Source organism: Altericroceibacterium spongiae, from assembly GCF_003610805.1.
In the GTDB taxonomy this organism is placed as follows: Bacteria; Pseudomonadota; Alphaproteobacteria; order Sphingomonadales; family Sphingomonadaceae; genus Altericroceibacterium; species Altericroceibacterium spongiae.
Genome location: NZ_RAPF01000007.1, coordinates 80,771 through 96,548 on the forward strand (window position 1 = coordinate 80,771; position 15,778 = coordinate 96,548).

At 54.0% G+C, this 15,778-nt stretch carries 12 protein-coding genes; 5 read left to right on the forward strand and 7 right to left on the reverse strand.

The window, feature by feature from the left end:
• Positions 1 to 63: 63 nt before the first annotated feature.
• From D6851_RS13750 to D6851_RS13760, 3 genes are all read right to left on the reverse strand, one after another.
• Positions 64 to 1,797, reverse strand: a complete 1,734-nt coding sequence (locus D6851_RS13750; RefSeq protein WP_147395485.1) for a M1 family metallopeptidase — start codon at positions 1,795 to 1,797, stop codon at positions 64 to 66.
• A gap of 158 nt (positions 1,798 to 1,955) precedes the next feature.
• A complete protein-coding gene (gene clpA, locus D6851_RS13755) occupies positions 1,956 to 4,328 on the reverse strand; it encodes an ATP-dependent Clp protease ATP-binding subunit ClpA (protein WP_120325474.1) in 2,373 nt (790 codons plus the stop codon).
• Between the two features lie 171 nt (positions 4,329 to 4,499).
• Positions 4,500 to 4,706, reverse strand: a complete 207-nt coding sequence (locus tag D6851_RS13760; protein ID WP_120325475.1) for a DUF1192 domain-containing protein — start codon at positions 4,704 to 4,706, stop codon at positions 4,500 to 4,502.
• 107 nt (positions 4,707 to 4,813) lie between these two features.
• Here D6851_RS13760 and D6851_RS13765 point away from each other — a divergent pair, with 107 nt between their 5' ends.
• Positions 4,814 to 5,812: an NAD(P)H-quinone oxidoreductase gene (locus D6851_RS13765; protein ID WP_238474108.1), complete on the forward strand. Its 999-nt coding sequence runs from the start codon at positions 4,814 to 4,816 to the stop codon at positions 5,810 to 5,812.
• A 139-nt stretch (positions 5,813 to 5,951) separates the two neighbouring features.
• Here D6851_RS13765 and D6851_RS13770 read toward each other — a convergent pair whose 3' ends face one another.
• Genes D6851_RS13770 through D6851_RS13780 form a run of 3 tightly spaced genes read right to left on the reverse strand, consistent with a single transcriptional unit; the run spans position 5,952 to position 10,350 of the window.
• Entirely contained in the window at positions 5,952 to 7,343 is a 1,392-nt protein-coding gene (locus D6851_RS13770; RefSeq protein ID WP_120325477.1) for a TolC family protein, read from the reverse strand.
• Positions 7,340 to 8,626, reverse strand: coding sequence for an HlyD family type I secretion periplasmic adaptor subunit (locus D6851_RS13775; protein ID WP_120325478.1), 1,287 nt, complete (start codon positions 8,624 to 8,626; stop codon positions 7,340 to 7,342). The genes D6851_RS13770 and D6851_RS13775 overlap by 4 nt, the downstream gene beginning before the upstream one ends.
• Entirely contained in the window at positions 8,626 to 10,350 is a 1,725-nt protein-coding gene (locus D6851_RS13780) for a type I secretion system permease/ATPase (protein WP_120325479.1), read from the reverse strand. Before D6851_RS13780 ends, D6851_RS13775 begins: the two co-directional genes overlap by 1 nt.
• Before the next feature lie 290 nt (positions 10,351 to 10,640).
• Between D6851_RS13780 and D6851_RS13785 the strand changes: the two genes are divergently transcribed.
• From D6851_RS13785 to D6851_RS13800, 4 genes are all read left to right on the forward strand, one after another.
• A complete protein-coding gene (locus tag D6851_RS13785; protein WP_183030102.1) occupies positions 10,641 to 12,269 on the forward strand; it encodes a cadherin domain-containing protein in 1,629 nt (542 codons plus the stop codon).
• A 228-nt stretch (positions 12,270 to 12,497) separates the two neighbouring features.
• On the forward strand, positions 12,498 to 13,406 hold the full coding sequence (locus D6851_RS13790) for a UDP-2,3-diacylglucosamine diphosphatase (RefSeq protein ID WP_120325481.1): 909 nt from the start codon (positions 12,498 to 12,500) through the stop codon (positions 13,404 to 13,406).
• Complete coding sequence (locus D6851_RS13795) at positions 13,403 to 14,452, forward strand: glycosyltransferase family 4 protein (RefSeq protein WP_120325482.1); 1,050 nt, start codon at positions 13,403 to 13,405, stop codon at positions 14,450 to 14,452. Before D6851_RS13790 ends, D6851_RS13795 begins: the two co-directional genes overlap by 4 nt.
• Positions 14,453 to 14,612: 160 nt before the next feature.
• Positions 14,613 to 15,323, forward strand: a complete 711-nt coding sequence (locus tag D6851_RS13800; protein WP_120325519.1) for a DUF1013 domain-containing protein — start codon at positions 14,613 to 14,615, stop codon at positions 15,321 to 15,323.
• 83 nt (positions 15,324 to 15,406) lie between these two features.
• Here the strand turns inward: D6851_RS13800 and D6851_RS13805 are convergent, their stop codons facing one another.
• Positions 15,407 to 15,778: a bactofilin family protein gene (locus D6851_RS13805; protein WP_238474109.1), complete on the reverse strand. Its 372-nt coding sequence runs from the start codon at positions 15,776 to 15,778 to the stop codon at positions 15,407 to 15,409.

The window sequence follows — 15,778 nt, forward strand, 5'->3', positions numbered from 1 at the left end:
GCTGTAACCCTCTGTCACCGGTCTTCGCGCCTCAACGCCTCCTTGCGCGGCCAGTGGCCCCGTTCAGTCGCTTTCTGGCCCTGTTCGGGCGCGTTCAGCACCCTCTTGCTTTTGCCATGCCGCAATATCCGGATCGAAACGCAGAATTTTCGTATTGGGATCGATAATATAATGTGCATCGGGTGAACCGAGGTCGATCCGGCCCTTGCCGCCCGTCATCGTCACCTGTTCGATCCGATTCCCGATCTGCACCTCGACCGGCAGAATAAATGGTTGTTTTGCGCCACTTTTCCAGCGCAATCGCAAAATCTGTCCATCCTGTTCGGATATCAGCTCCGGCAAAGCGGCATGGCGAAAATAGGCATCCACGAACCAGCTAAGGTCCAGACCTGTAACTTCCTCCATAACATGCTGAAAATCCTCAGTATCTGCCAGTTGCCAGCGGAATTGCCCGGGTTTCGGATCACTTGTGCCATAGACCAGCTTGGTGGTTCCGGCGAAAAATGCCTCATCGCCGATATATTCGCGCAAACTGTGCAGAATCCAGGCGCCCTTATAATAGATATCGCCGCCCCATCCGGCCTCCTCATCATTGTAATAAGCGCTGGAAATCGCGCTTTTCGGGGCCAGCGGAACCCGGCTGATGATTTTTTTGCGCGAATCCCAAAGGGCTGCCCGATAGGCCGTTTCGCCTTTGCTCCAGCGCAGATAAAGCGGCTGCATATAAGTACCGTAACCTTCATGCAGCCACATATCCGCCACAGTTCGGTCGGTCAGTTGATTGGCGAACCATTCATGGCTGAATTCATGATGCATCAGCCAGTCATAGCCTTCCGGTGCCAGCCTGAAGCCGTTGCCATAAGCATTGATTGTCTGATGCTCCATGCCCAGATGCGGCGTCTCGGCCAGACCGGCCTTCTCATCCGAAAAAGGGTAAGGACCCACGGTTTTCTCGAAGAAATCGAGGAAATCATGCATTTGCCCGAGCAGCTTTTCAGCACCCTTTTTATGGCCGGGCAAATACCAGAACTTGATCGGAAAGCTGTTGCCGAAGCGACTGCGATAGGTCTTTTCAGCCAGCTTATACGGCCCGATTTGCAGTGACACACCGTAGCTTTGCGGCCAGTGCGCCTGCCAGCGATAGGTATTCCAGCCGTCCTTTTCCGTCACTTGCTGTAAAGTTCCATTGGCTGCCACGACCAACGGAGCGGGTACGGAAACGGCGAAATCGAGCCATTCCACACGCTTTGTCGGATGATCGATACAGGGCCAGAACAGATCGCAGCCATTGGTCTGCACAGCGGTGGCAATCCAGGGAGAGCCATCCTGTGTTTCCGACCAGACAAAACCGCCATCCCAAGGCGCTTTCGGTGCTATGCGTGGCTTGCCGCTATAGGCGATGCTGACCTTCGCTGTGTCTCCAGCGTCCAGCACATGCGGCAGTTTGATCGTCAGTAAGCCATTGTCATTACCCCATAGGTCCGGAGCAAGAGCAATGTCGTTCAGCTCAATTGCACTGACTTCAAAGCGCGGATCGAGATCGAACTCCACATGTGTGAGCTGCCGGTCCGACCGAATCGTGTAGCGGGCGATACCGGCGATGCTTTTACTCTTCGGATCGACCGACAGCGAAAGGGCCAGATAAGGAAGTGCCATTGCTTGCTGTGTAGTGTCGAGCGACGCTCCGCTTTCCTCAGTATGCTTAGCGAGCGGAGATTGCCCTGTTTCGTCAGCCATAGCTGAGGGAGAAAGGCCCAGTGACCATATGAGCCCGCCCATGATTAGAATTTTATGCAAGAAAACTGCCCTGAAACTACGCTTCTGCGGGGCATCCTAGAGGCTTTCTCATTTCAATGACATTGCTGGAATGGGCCTGGCTGCTATAAAGAAGCGGTCCGAGAATAACCCTCGAACCGCTTCTTTTGCCTTATGATCGATTTGCAAAAGGCTGAACGTCAATCCTGACTTTCTTCGCCTTTCGCATCATCCTTGTTCGCCTCTGGCTTTTTCTTCGCCGCCGGCTTTTTCCGTTTTCGTGCCTTGCTGACCTTGGGCGGGGCCGGTGTGAGTTCAAAGGCGAGGGTATCGTCTTCCTTCACGCTCACATGCACTTCGCCGCCCTGAGCGAGCTTGCCGAAGAGGAGTTCTTCCGCCAGCGGCTGCTTGACCTTCTCCTGAATCAGGCGGCCCATCGGACGGGCGCCATAAAGCCGGTCATAACCCCGCTTGCCGAGCCATTTACGCGCATCGCCATCGAACTGAATATGCACGTTCTGCTCTGCAAGCTGCAATTCGAGCTGAAGAATGAACTTGTCCACCACCCGGCTGATCGTATCCGTACCCAGATAGCCGAAAGGCACGATGGCATCGAGACGGTTACGGAATTCAGGGGTGAACATCCGTTTTACAGCTTCGTCACTGGCATCTTCCTTCGAAACATCGCCGAAACCGATACCCTGACGTGCCATGTCGGCTGCACCGGCATTGGTGGTCATGATAAGCACTACGTTACGGAAATCGACCGTCTTGCCGTGATGGTCCGTCAGGCGACCATTATCCATCACCTGCAGCAGAATGTTAAACAGATCGGGATGAGCCTTCTCGATTTCGTCGAGCAGCAGCACGCAATGCGGTTGCTGATCGACCGCATCGGTGAGCAGGCCGCCCTGATCGTAACCGACATAGCCCGGAGGCGCCCCGATCAGCCGGGATACGGAATGCCGCTCCATATATTCCGACATGTCGAAACGCTGCATCGGAATGCCCATGATGCTGGCAAGCTGTTTCGCCACTTCGGTCTTCCCGACCCCGGTGGGGCCGGAAAACAGAAAGGAACCTATCGGCTTATCCGCATCGCGAAGCCCGGCGCGCGACAGTTTCATCGCTGTGGACAGCACTTCGATGGCCTTGTCCTGGCCGAATACCACGCGTTTCAGATCGCGTTCGAGATTTTCGAGCGCCTTTTTGTCATCCTTACTGACCGATTTGGGCGGGATGCGGGCCATGGTGGCGATCACCTTCTCGATCTCGCGTGCGGTGATTGTCTTGCGGCGGCGGCTCGGCGGAACAAGCATCTGCATCGCGCCGACCTCGTCGATCACGTCAATGGCCTTGTCGGGTAGCTTGCGGTCATTGATATAGCGGCTGGAAAGTTCCACCGCGGTCTTGATCGCATCGGGTGTATATTTGACCTTGTGATGCTCTTCGAAAGCCGAGCGCAAACCTTTGAGGATTTTCACCGTGTCTTCCACTGTAGGTTCATTCACATCGATCTTCTGGAAGCGGCGCAGCAAGGCGCGATCCTTTTCGAAGTGATTGCGGAATTCCTTATAAGTGGTCGAACCGATACAGCGAATCGTACCGCCTGACAGAGCCGGTTTGAGCAGGTTGGAAGCATCCATTGCTCCGCCGCTGGTAGCGCCGGCGCCGATCACTGTGTGAATTTCGTCAATGAACAATATTGCTTCGGGCATCTTTTCGAGTTCCGAAACGACCTGTTTCAGCCGCTCCTCGAAATCGCCACGATAGCGTGTACCAGCGAGCAATGCCCCCATATCGAGCGAATAGATGACTGCATCCTGCAAGACTTCCGGCACATCGCCTTCGATAATCTTACGCGCCAGACCTTCGGCAATTGCCGTTTTACCGACACCGGGATCGCCCACATAAAGTGGGTTATTCTTGGATCGGCGGCAGAGAATTTGCACCGTCCGGTCTACTTCTGATCCACGACCGATCAGTGGATCAACCTTGCCGGCCCGGGCCTTGGCATTGAGATCGACGCAGAACTGGTCGAGTGCTGAATCCTTCTTGTTCTTTTCGGCTTTTTCTTCGCTCTTTTCAGAAGTTTCTTCTGTTCCTTCAGGTGTACGGCTTTCAAGCTGCCGACCACCTTTGCCGATTCCGTGGCTGATATAGCTGACCGCATCGAGACGGCTCATATCCTGCTGCTGAAGGAAATAGACTGCATAGGAATCGCGTTCAGAGAAAAGGGCCACAAGAACATTACCACCCGTCACAGTGTCCTTGCCCGAAGACTGGACATGCAGGATGGCGCGCTGAATCACGCGCTGAAATCCAGCTGTCGGTTGCGGATCGGATCCATCGTCGGTTTTCAGAGACTGATATTCCTGGTCGAGATATTGCTTCACGACGCCGCTCAGTTCTTCCAGATCCACACCGCAGGCCGTCATGACCTCACTGGCATCGGAATCATCCACCAACGCGAGCAGAAGATGCTCGAGCGTCGCATATTCATGCGAACGGTCGCTGGCATTTTGCAGAGCCGCATGGAGGGTTTTTTCGAGATTCTGGGCGAAACTAGGCATATCAGATGTCCAATGGCGAAAGGATACGATCCGAAGGCAGTGTTATGGTCTGCCGAGGATGAGGTCCCGGATGTGAACCGGAATATAATGAACGGCTCAGCACTTTTTCATAATATCTATATGGTGCGCTGCCGCGCGATTGCGAGAGGAGAAAGAGGGGCGGCCGCCCAATCAATCGGTTTCTCTTGGACTGAACAACCTCTCGGCTGCTTCACGATGCGCACCGGCTTTAGTGTGATGCGCCTTGACCCGCTCGATTTCTCTTTCCAGCAAATGAATGCGGGACGTTAGCTCGTCTTGCGAATAGCTATCCAGGCTCTCGGAAGAGAGTCTGCTTGCGGCATCTCCGCGCATCCGGGGGAGATCGTCGTCATCCATTCAAACAACATCGGTCTCTCCTGCCTTGCTGTCAATGGGGTCGATGATTAGACGTGAGCATCCCCGCCGGAATATGGCGTTAGGCAGCGATGGGCAGGAAGGCGAAAATGATACCAGAGACAATGACTGCAATCGGTTTTGACACGCCGGGCGAGGCAGATGTGCTCTATCCAACGATTGTATCTGTGCCTGAGCTTGCTGCGGGAGACGTGTTGATCAAGGTCTCCCATGCCGGGGTCAATCGGCCGGACGTGATTCAGCGGCAAGGCAATTATCCGCCGCCTGAAGGTGCGTCACCTATTCTCGGTCTCGAAGTGGCGGGCAGTGTTGTCGCCGTCGGAGAAGGTGTGGACGATTCCATGCTGGGCCAGAAAGTTTGCGCATTGGTGCCGGGCGGTGGCTATGCTGAATATTGTGTAACACCTGCCGGACATTGTCTGTCGATTCCTGAGGGGCTTTCTGCCGCTGAAGCAGCGGCTATGCCTGAAACGACCTTCACTGTCTGGCATAATGTATTTGAACGTGCCTGGGCTACGGAGGGTGAAACGTTGTTGATCCATGGCGGAACCAGTGGAATCGGCACAATGGCCACCAAGCTTGCAAAACTATTTGGTCTCAAGACCATCGTGACCTGCGGCAGTGAGGCGAAATGCGATGCCGCGCGGGTTATTGGCGCGGATCATGCTATCAATTATCGCAAAGTCGATTTTGTCGAAGCAGTGAAGGATATTACTCATGGTAAGGGTGTGCAGATCGTGCTCGACATGGTTGCAGGCGAATATACACCACGCAGCCTCAAATGTTTGGCCCCTGACGGACGGCTGGTAACGATTGCTGTTCTGGGCGGTGCGAAAGCCACTATTAATATGGCGCAGGTCATGGTGCGCCGTCTGACTTTGACTGGATCAACGCTGCGGGCGCGATCGGATATGTTCAAGACACTTCTGGCGCAGGAAATCAGTCGGAATGCCTGGCCTTTTGTGGAAAGCGGTCAGCTACGTCCTGTGATGGACAAGGTTTTCCCGCTTCATGAAGCCGCTAAAGCGCATGAACGGATGGAAGCCGGCCAGCATATCGGTAAAATTGTGCTTGAAGTGAACCAGTAATCTGCCGTCATTCAGGAAATATTCGGTCGCGAAAAGAGCTATTTCGGCATTTAAGGATTATCGTTTCATGAGATGTTCTGACGTATAGTCTATGCGGTTAGGCTACATTCAGAACACCTCATGGAAACATTGGATCGGATTAATGCATCTTGGCAGGCAGCAGGCCTAACAGGGCGAGCACCTGCAAACGCTCCCGCAAGGCGGCATAATGTGCTGCAATACTGGATACTTCGGACTGGGCCAGGTCGGCTTCGGCTCTTTCATAGTCCTGATAGGGGCGCAGACCGCGTTCAAATTGTTCGCGCACGGCAGCCACTTCATCGCGTTGGGCCGCTACTGCTTCATCTCTTGCGGAAGCCACGTCCCCCAAGGCGTGAATACGTTGAATACCCTGTTCGAGCTGGCGACGATAATTGCGTGTCAGTCTTTGAATATCGCCTGCCGCTGATGCGGCACGGGCGCGCGCCTCGTCCCGTTCGCCACCATAGCTGCCACCTGAATAAAGCGGCATTTCAATATCGAGACCGATTTTTTTAGCGAATTCCCATCGTTTTAGAAGTTCATCATATTGATAAGCGCCTATGCCCTTAATGCTGATAACCGGCCTTTGCAGACGACGTGATGTTTCGAGATCCGCCAGCGCTGCATCGCGCATGGCCATTGCGGCCTTCACGTCAGGAGCCGCCATGGCGGCACTGAGAGAATCGAACGGACCATGCATTACGACCGGAGGCAGGTCGAGCGTCTTGTTCACATCGTCCGTTTTCCCGCAGAGAGATTGAGTGTTGCCGGTTAGCAGACCGATTTCGATTTGCGCAGTTTCCATGGCCAACTCCACTTCGACTCTCTGAGCCGATGCGGAAGCGGCTTCGGCGAGAATACTGCTGGCCGTGGCCTTCGTGATGAGACCGGTTTCAAGCCGGCGATCGACACCGTTCGATAATTCGGTAAAACGGGATTCGCGCCGCCTGGCCGCGGCCAGTCTTTCGCGTGCTTCCAGAATATCGAGATAGGTTTCGCCGGCTTTGATACGAGCTTGCGTGGAGGCATCAACAATCTTGAACAGCGCGGCTCTTGACCGTTCGCGAGCGGCTTTCATACGAAAATGCCCCTGATCGAAATCGAAAATGCGCTGTGAAGCAATCAGGCCGCTTTGCGTGTTGGTCCGACCATCGACCAGCCCCGTATCGCCATCTGCTGCCCTGGCATAGGCAGAAAGGCTGGGCAATCCGGTTCCCCTTTCCTGCTTTAGTCGGGCACGGGCAATCTGCTGTTCCGCCTGCGCCAATGTACGCTCAGGGCTGTGCCCTGTTGCAAGGCGCAGAGCAGTTGTAAAAGACAGGCAATGGGTTGAATCGAGGCTGGATGGGGAAGGTGCATGTAAAGTCGGGCCAACAGGCTCTCGAACACTTGGTACACCCTCTTTATCTGTCACTACGACGGGAAGGGGTGCGATCATTTGCGCCTGTACAGGCCAGCAAAGCGATGTGCCAATGAGCATGGCAAAAGCCGTAAAGGAGAAGCGGATCATGAGCGCGCGCCCCTTCTGATCGTATTGTTGAGTGGCTCGAACAGATAATCGATCAAGGTCCTGCTGTTGCCTGACCGGATAAAAGCTTCGATCGGCATGCCAGGGATGACTTCAGTATCGAGTCGATCGAGCTCCTCCGAATTCATCCGAATGCGTGCCTCGTAATAGCTGTAATCGCCTGACTGGCTGGTTTTTAAATCGGCACTGACCTGTGCGACTTCGCCGTCAAGACTCGGTGTGCGCCAGCCAGCGAGGCCCGAAAGGCGGGTGCGCACTGCGAGGCCGCCATAGACGCTTTCGATATCGGACGGGCGCACCTGCACTGTTGCAATCAGAGCGTCATTGCTGGGCACGATTTCCATAATCGGTTCGCCTGCCCGAACGACTCCGCCCGTTGTGTTCATAGTGAGATTGAGAATCGTTCCGGCAACCGGCGCCGTGATAACCGACCGATTGACGACATCTTCCATAGCCAGTAATTTCTGGGCGAATTCTGACCTTTGGCTCCTCGCTTTGACCAGATCGGCTGCCACTTCTCGCGCAAATTCGGCTCTGGTTTGAGCGATTTGCTCGGTCAGTTCCGCCACTTCTGCTTTGGCTGTAGCTTGCGCAGTGGTCAGTCGGCCGATTTCAGCTGTTAACGTCGCTTCGTCCCGTTCAAGTGCTGTTACTTCGGCGGCGGCAATCAGCTTTTCGCTCAGTAATTGGCGCTTTTCTTTCAATTCTCGCCGAACAATTTCCAATTGGTGTTGATTGCTTTCAATTTCGGTCTCGCTGTTTTCGACTCTTTCCTTCAATCCCAGCCGGCGCGCTTCCAACACGCTGACATCCGCTGCCAGTTTGCGATTTTGCTGGGCAAAGAGATCCTTTTGTCGTTGGACGATCTCCTGTTGTGTTTCTTTATCGATGTCTCCGAAATCGAAACCAGACAGGTCGAGCGTCTTGTCCTGAGCGGATAAAGCTGCGAGCCGGGCGATCGTTGCCCGGATATCGGCATAGTCGATGGCAACCTGCGTACGGCCCGATATCGCCGACACATCGCGCAGGATCATCAATTGTTGCCCCGCTTCGACCATGTCGCCTTCGCGCACCAGAATCTCGTCGACGATGCCGCCTTCGAGATGCTGCACGACCTGACGGTCCATATCGGCCGCTACCTTACCATAGGCGGTAACGCCTTCGGCAAGTGGGGCAAGACTTCCCCATAGAAGGAAACCGCCAAAGGAGACGCCGCAAAAGATGGCTGCCCGACGCAGCCAGCGATCTTCTCGTAAAAGGGACATTATTCCGCTCGCTTTGCAAACTGGGAGGATGTGGAAACCGGCTCAGCGACTGGTGCCGCCAGATAGTCTTCCGGACGGGCAGCTGCGACTCGCTGAGGTGACATGAGGATCACACGGTCGCACTGTTCGATCAGGCGCGGATCATGCGTGGCAAGTACGATGATTGTACCGCGTTCGCGCATGCCTTGCAGAGCTGTAAAAAGAACCTGATGGAGGTGTCGGTCCAGATTGGCGGACGGCTCGTCGAGTAACAACAAGGCAGGACTTCCGAAAAAGGCCCGCGCCAGACTGATAAGCTGTTTTTGCCCCGCGCTTACATGCGTGCCACCAGGACCGACAAAGGTGTCATAACCATCCGGCATGGCCATGATGGTGCGGTGAGCGCCCGCGGAGCGGGCAGCATTGATAACGTCGTTGGAATCGGCTTCGCCGAAACGGGCAATATTCTGTGCGATCGTCCCGGAAAGTAACTCTGCATCTTGCGGAACATAGCCGATATATTGTCCGCGATCCGCGGAGGGCCAGCGATGAATGTCCCTTCCCCCCAGATGAATTGTGCCGGACATGGCAGGCCAGGCGCCGGCTAGTGTTTGCAGAAAGGTCGTTTTGCCCGAACCGACGCTACCGACGAGTGCCGTCAGATTACCTTCCTCGAAGGAAATGCTGAATTTGGGTACGATAGGTCGTTCACTGCCGGGAACGCCGATTTCGAGATTCTTCGCTTCCAGAAACGGATCCGGGCGAGGTAATGGAATGAAGTTACTCGGAGTCTTTTCGCCCAGAAGGCGCTGGCCCAGCCTGCGCCATGCTGTCCGGGCATTGACCACCTGACGCCACATGCCGACCGACTGATCGATCGGAGCAAGGGCACGACCCAGCAGAATGGATCCCGCGACGATCGTCCCCGGGCTGGTGCGCTGATCCAGGACCAGAACTGCACCAATGGCTAACGCAGCAATTTGCAAAACCATACGTAATCCGCGCGTGGATGAGCTGTAGGCTGCATTCTCGCTGGCATTGTTGAGCGCGCGCGTATCGGCTGTGTCCTTCTGTTTTTTCCACGCATGGAAGGCCGGAACAACCATACCCATGGCTATAATGGCCGAGCGTTGCCTTTCGAGGCCGCTGGCATAGATCCTTGCGGCATTTTCCGCCTTCTGGGCCTCTTCGACCCGGTTTCGGGTGAACTTTTCACTGCTGAAAGCAATGCCGAGCAGCAGCACCGCGCCACCCAACGCCAGAAAACCGAGTATCGGATGAACCAAGAACATCACCAGAATGAAGAACGGGGTGAAGGGCAGGTCCATGAAAGGCAGAATCATGCCATGCGAAAGGAATTGCTGCATGGTTGACAGGTCGGTCTGATCTCCCAGCAACCGGCCCGGCTTCAGGGATTGTAGCCCTTGTGCGAACTCCTGCTCATCATAAAGGGATTGAAGGCGACTGGATGCCAGAGCCATGGTGCGCCGCCTTGCGGCTTCCGCCACTGCATAGACAAGTAAAAGTCCCAGAGCGAGCAACGTAATCAGAATCAGCGTTTCGATCGAGCCCGATGTTAGCACCCGGTCATAGACCTGCAGCATGTAAAGCGGAGCTACCAGCAAGGTCAGATTGACCACGACAGTGAAACCGGCTGCTGTCAAAAAATAGGGATTTAAAGGGCCGTTGGTGCCCGGTATTTTTGTCCAGGGCGAAGTTTCGCCCGCGGACATATCATTTGCCATGTTCTTTCCCCTTGCGTCGCGTGTCCCGAAGGGCGGGTCATGCGCGGAATGAACACAGCATATTTAAACAGACCAATAAGCGACTACCCGTAATAACCTCCATTTCGGAGCATAATAAGGTATGTTAGAATATAAGGTACGTAAGAAAATGCATATTATTGAACTGAGAGAGTGAAATTCCTATTTCAATAAAAAGATCTATTTTGGCTTTATAAGATATAACCCCTAATTGCTGTGGATCCCTATCTGCGGGAGTGTGTCTGGCGATGACACCGCAGATAGGAAATAGCATGAAAATCAGACAGCATATGCGCAGCAGCGCTTCGGCTCTTCTCGGGCTGATTAGTCTGGGGTTGGCTTCGGAAGCGCATGCCCAATCTGGTGCGGAAGCTGTGGCGGTGGATGACATTCAGGGAGCAGAAGCTTTCGACATACTCGCTAACGGGTCTCTTCAGATCACCATGTCAAACGGCTTCACAGTCATCCTGCCCCCCGATCAGTTCTATGTTTCGAAGGGGCAGACTTACGTTACGCCTGCTGCCATGGCTTTGAACGGGCTTGTTCCGGGAGCAAGTGCACCGCTTTCACTGGGAACGATAGCGCTTGGTACAGTTGCCGTAGGCGGTGGTGCGGCGGCGGCGATTATTGCGTTGGATAATGATAAGTCGAGTGATGGAGGCGATGAATCCGGAGGCGACGATAATGCTTCCGACGGTGACGATACCGATTCTGGCGATGGAGGCAGCAACAGTTCCAATCGCGCACCCGTCATTTCCAGCGAGACAACCCATTCCGTTTTTGAAAACCAGTTCGAAGCCTATCAGGTCGAAGCCAGCGATCTTGATAATGACACGCTTACCTATTCCATATCCGGTACGGACTCCGATCTCTTCGATATCGATTCTGAAAGCGGTGCGATCACATTCAAAACCAGTCCGGATTATGAAGCACCGCTCGATAGCAATGAAGATGGCATCTATATCATCAACGTCACGGCCGATGATGGGACCGAGACTGTGTCGCAAACCGTTGCCATCGTGGTGAAAAACGCCAATGATGCACCGAATTTTACCAGTGATGCAGCAGTGAGCATAGAAGAAAATCAAACACTGGCTTATCAGACAATAGTTGATGATTTCGAGGGCGATGACATCACATTCAGCCTGTCCGGCGATGATGCGGCTCTGTTCACGATCAATAGTGAGACAGGTGAAGTCCGCTTTACCGAAGCGCCTGATTTTGAAGATCCGCAGGATGACAGCGGCGCAAATGATTACAATATTACTGTGACGGCCGATGATGGGACCAGCATGTCCAGTCAGGATGTGACTATTATCGTGACGGATGTGAATGAAGCTGCGGCAATCACGACCGCTACTTCTCTGGATGTACCTGAAAATCAGACCTCTGTTGTCACCATAGATGCAGAAGACCCGGAAGGAGATGTTCTCAGCTATTCACTGACTGGCGGTGCCGATCAGGCTTTATTCGCGATAGATTCTTCAACGGGGGAGCTGACATTTCTGACGGCTCCCGATTATGAATCACCGGCATCGAACGCTGGCACCAATAGCTATGAAGTTCAGGTTACCGTCAATGACGGCATTCAGGATTCGGTTCTCGACCTGACGGTCAATGTTACTGATGAGACAGAAGCTGTGGGTTTACCTCCTGAAGCGGATTCTTTGGCCAGTGTTTCTGCTTTTACTCTGCTGAACGATATGCCTTCAGTCGATCTGGATGTTTTTGATAATCCAGTTGACATTGTACCTCTTATGCCCGTCGAAGCGGACGGAATGGGTGTGGACGAGAGTGGAGTGGCATTTGCCGATACAGTTGCATCGGTAACGGCGGATGTTCTCGATCTGACCATGCAACAAATGGCAGAAAGCGACCATTCGGATATGATCACGACCTGATACAGCTATGAGGCTGTTTCCATGCATTTCAGGCAGGTTTATTATAACAACTGATTGCTCTCCCATTTAACAAGATCAGGAATAAATACCTCGATATTTTACTTATTTGGGTGGTTAATTTCAATGAAGATGTAGTTTAGTCATTGTATTGTCTCGAAAATGTTCTTCCTGTGTAACATTCCCTGTTTAGGCAAAGGCTGCCGAGCTGAATAAACCGGGGCCTCGACCATGCTGGACGAATTTGACAAGAAGGGATCGCATCAGGGAGCGATCATCTCCGCCTTTCCACAAGTTCATAAACCTTCCCGACCTGAACCTTCTCTGGAAGGCCGTCGGAAATATCGGACAATCTGGATCAGTGACGTTCATCTGGGCACCAAAGGGTGCAATGCCGATTTACTGATAGATTTTCTCGACAATGTCGATTCAGAAACAATGTATCTTGTTGGTGACATTATCGACGGCTGGCGATTGAAAAAGAAGTTTTATTGGCCGGCCGCACATAACGATATTGTCTGGCGGATTTTGAAGCGTGCCAAACGCGGTACGCGGATTGTTTACATACCTGGCAATCATGACGAAATGTTCCGGCAATTTACTGGCCTGAACTTCGGGGGCGTGGAAATTCGCCGCGCCGCTTTTCATACTACTGCGGATGGCCGCCGCCTAATGATCCTGCATGGTGATGAATTCGATGCTATTATGCTGGCCCATCGCTGGCTCGCCTTTGTGGGAGATGCGCTTTACCATCTGATGATGGGGCTCAATCGCTGGGTTAATGCGGTTCGGCGCAAGTTTGATCTACCTTATTGGTCGCTCAGTAAGATAGCCAAGCATAAGGTAAAGAATGCTGTAGAGTTCATCTCGCGCTATGAAGAGATCGTGGCACGTGCCGCAGGTGAACGGGGTGTGGATGGCGTTGTTTGCGGCCATATCCACACTGCGGAAATGCGTGAATTCAATGGTATCGAATATTACAATGACGGCGACTGGGTCGAAGGCTGTAATGCACTGGTCGAGCATTTCGATGGCCGCATGGAAATTCTCCACTGGGCCGATGAAGTTATTAAACGCGCTGCTGATCGGGAGGTTGCCGAAGTGAATGCGGAAAGCACCCGCAAATCGGCAGCCGCATGAAAATTGCCCTGATTACTGATGCCTGGGTTCCTCAGGTTAATGGTGTGGTGCGCACCTTGCAGACTGTAACCGAAGCGCTGATGTGTCGCGGTCACAAAGTGATGACGGTTTCACCCGACCAGTTCAGGTCTGTGCCCTGTCCGACTTATCCGGAAATCCGCCTGTCCTTTGCCGGTCAGCGCCGCATTGCCCGTCAACTGGATGCCTTTTCTCCCGATGCCATCCATATTGCCACTGAAGGGCCGCTAGGGCTGGCGGCGCGGCGCTATTGCGTGAAGAACGGCAAGCCTTTTACCACAGCTTATCATACGCAATTCCCTGATTATCTTGCCCGCCGCACCAAGCTACCTGCCTCTGTCTTCTGGCCGTATATTCGCTGGTTCCACCGGCCTTCAGCCGGTATTATGGTCGCCACTGAAACGGTACGCCGTCAATTGCGGGAGCAGGGGCTGACACAATTGCGCCATTGGAGCCGCGGAGTCGATCTGGCGACATTCCGCCCTGATGTTGCGCCTCCCGACCTGTTTTTCGAACTACCTCGCCCAATTCAGATTTATGTTGGCCGGGTGGCGGTAGAGAAGAATGTTGAGGCATTTCTGTCCAATAGTCATCCGGGTTCCAAAGTGGTGGTGGGTGACGGACCGGCTCTGACTCGCTTGCGGCATGAATTTCCCGAAGCATATTTTCTTGGAAAGCAGAGCGGTGCTGCACTGGCTGCCTGTTATGCCGGGGCTGATGTATTTGTTTTTCCGAGCCGAACGGATACTTTCGGTCTGGTCATGATCGAAGCGCTCGCATGTGGGACGCCAGTTGCCGCCTATCCGGTGACAGGGCCTCTCGACGTGCTCGATGCGCGTAGCGGCGCCATGGATGAGCGGCTGGAACAAGCCATTGCCCGGGCCTTGCAATGTGATCGGGAAGACTGTCTGGCCCATGGGCAGCGCTTCAGTTGGGATGCCAGCACAGACCAGTTTCTGGCAGCGCTGGAACCTGAAATATCGGAACCAACTCTCTCCGCCATGACCTGGGCAGCACTGGCCGAATAAGCGTTCCGCCTGTCCGCAAACGCTAAATCCGTTTTGTTATGCGGCTTTATCTTGCCGAAAAGGGGGCAATAGCCTAAATAGAGTGCGAAAGGCCGCTCCGGTAAGGGGCGGCCCTTATATTTTCCGCTCCGAAACAGGAGCCGAGACATCGGAGATTATCGTGGCCCAGCCCACCCCCCTGATGCCGCATGCGACAGCTTCCTGGCTGGTCGATAACACCGCGCTCAGCTTTCCCCAGATTGCGGAATTTTGCGGTCTGCATATTCTTGAAGTTCAGGCCATGGCCGATGACCTGGCCAGTGTTAAATATACCGGGCGCGATCCCGTGCATTCGGGCGAATTAACGCATGAAGAGATCGAACGTGGTCAGGCCGACCCCGATTATCGACTCAAGATGCAAAAGGCTCCGGTCGAAGTCAGCCGTACCAAGGGGCCGCGCTATACGCCGGTTTCCAAGCGGCAGGACAAACCCGATGGTATCGCATGGATTTTGCGTAATCATCCGGAAATGTCCGATGCACAAATTTCGAAGCTGATCGGCACCACCCGTACCACCATTGCTGCGATTCGTGACCGGGAACACTGGAACATCCAGAACATTCAGGCGAAGGATCCGGTAACGCTCGGCCTGTGTTCGCAGCGCGAACTCGATGCTGCTGTTGCTAAGGCTGCGAAGAAGAGTGGGACCGACGACACGACCGAAGAACAGGTTGTGGATGAAGGCGGCGACGAAAAGCAGAAGCTGATCGATGAGTTGCGTGCCGAGCGCGAGGATCAGGCTCGTGCTGCTTCGGAAGCCGCACAGGAAGCCGAAGCTGCCGCATGGCTTCAGGCCAAACGTGCGGCTGAAGCCGGTGAGAATCAGGACTGATTTCACCTCAATTGATCGAAAATTGAAAAACCGGCTCTGCTAAAAAGCAGGGCCGGTTTTGTTTGGTCTGCGGGTAAGTCGGTCTAATTGGCGAGAGCGAGGTCAGGCTTCTCGCTGTTTTCATCTACCGACGTGTCATCGCGTTTCTGGCTGAAACGGCCTTCCACACAGGCACCTTCTTCAATGGTGAGGGCTTTGTAGAACACATCGCCCTCGACCACGGCGTTACGTAGAATTACCAATTCGCTAGCGGTAATCGACCCTTTTATCCGGCCTGACAGACGGGCACTTTGTGCATGGACCGAACCTTCGATCACGCCGCTTTCGCCTTGTACCAAAGCAGCGCAGGACAGATCCCCTTCGATTCGTCCGTCGAGATGCAGATCGGCGCTGGCGGTGAGGTCTCCGGCAATCACTACATCTGCCCCGATGACCGAGAATGTACCCTTACTCAT

What these genes read in the sequence shown, in the direction of transcription:
- D6851_RS13780 (WP_120325479.1), bottom strand. Translation starts at nt 10,350, where the DNA reads ATGGCAAATGATATGTCCGCGGGCGAAACTTCGCCCTGGACAAAAATA.
- D6851_RS13805 (WP_238474109.1), bottom strand. Translation starts at nt 15,778, where the DNA reads ATGAGTAAGGGTACATTCTCGGTCATCGGGGCAGATGTAGTGATTGCC.
- D6851_RS13760 (WP_120325475.1), bottom strand. Translation starts at nt 4,706, where the DNA reads ATGGATGACGACGATCTCCCCCGGATGCGCGGAGATGCCGCAAGCAGA.
- D6851_RS13785 (WP_183030102.1), top strand. Translation starts at nt 10,641, where the DNA reads ATGAAAATCAGACAGCATATGCGCAGCAGCGCTTCGGCTCTTCTCGGG.
- D6851_RS13770 (WP_120325477.1), bottom strand. Translation starts at nt 7,343, where the DNA reads ATGATCCGCTTCTCCTTTACGGCTTTTGCCATGCTCATTGGCACATCG.
- D6851_RS13790 (WP_120325481.1), top strand. Translation starts at nt 12,498, where the DNA reads ATGCTGGACGAATTTGACAAGAAGGGATCGCATCAGGGAGCGATCATC.
- clpA (WP_120325474.1), bottom strand. Translation starts at nt 4,328, where the DNA reads ATGCCTAGTTTCGCCCAGAATCTCGAAAAAACCCTCCATGCGGCTCTG.
- D6851_RS13795 (WP_120325482.1), top strand. Translation starts at nt 13,403, where the DNA reads ATGAAAATTGCCCTGATTACTGATGCCTGGGTTCCTCAGGTTAATGGT.
- D6851_RS13765 (WP_238474108.1), top strand. Translation starts at nt 4,814, where the DNA reads ATGATACCAGAGACAATGACTGCAATCGGTTTTGACACGCCGGGCGAG.
- D6851_RS13775 (WP_120325478.1), bottom strand. Translation starts at nt 8,626, where the DNA reads ATGTCCCTTTTACGAGAAGATCGCTGGCTGCGTCGGGCAGCCATCTTT.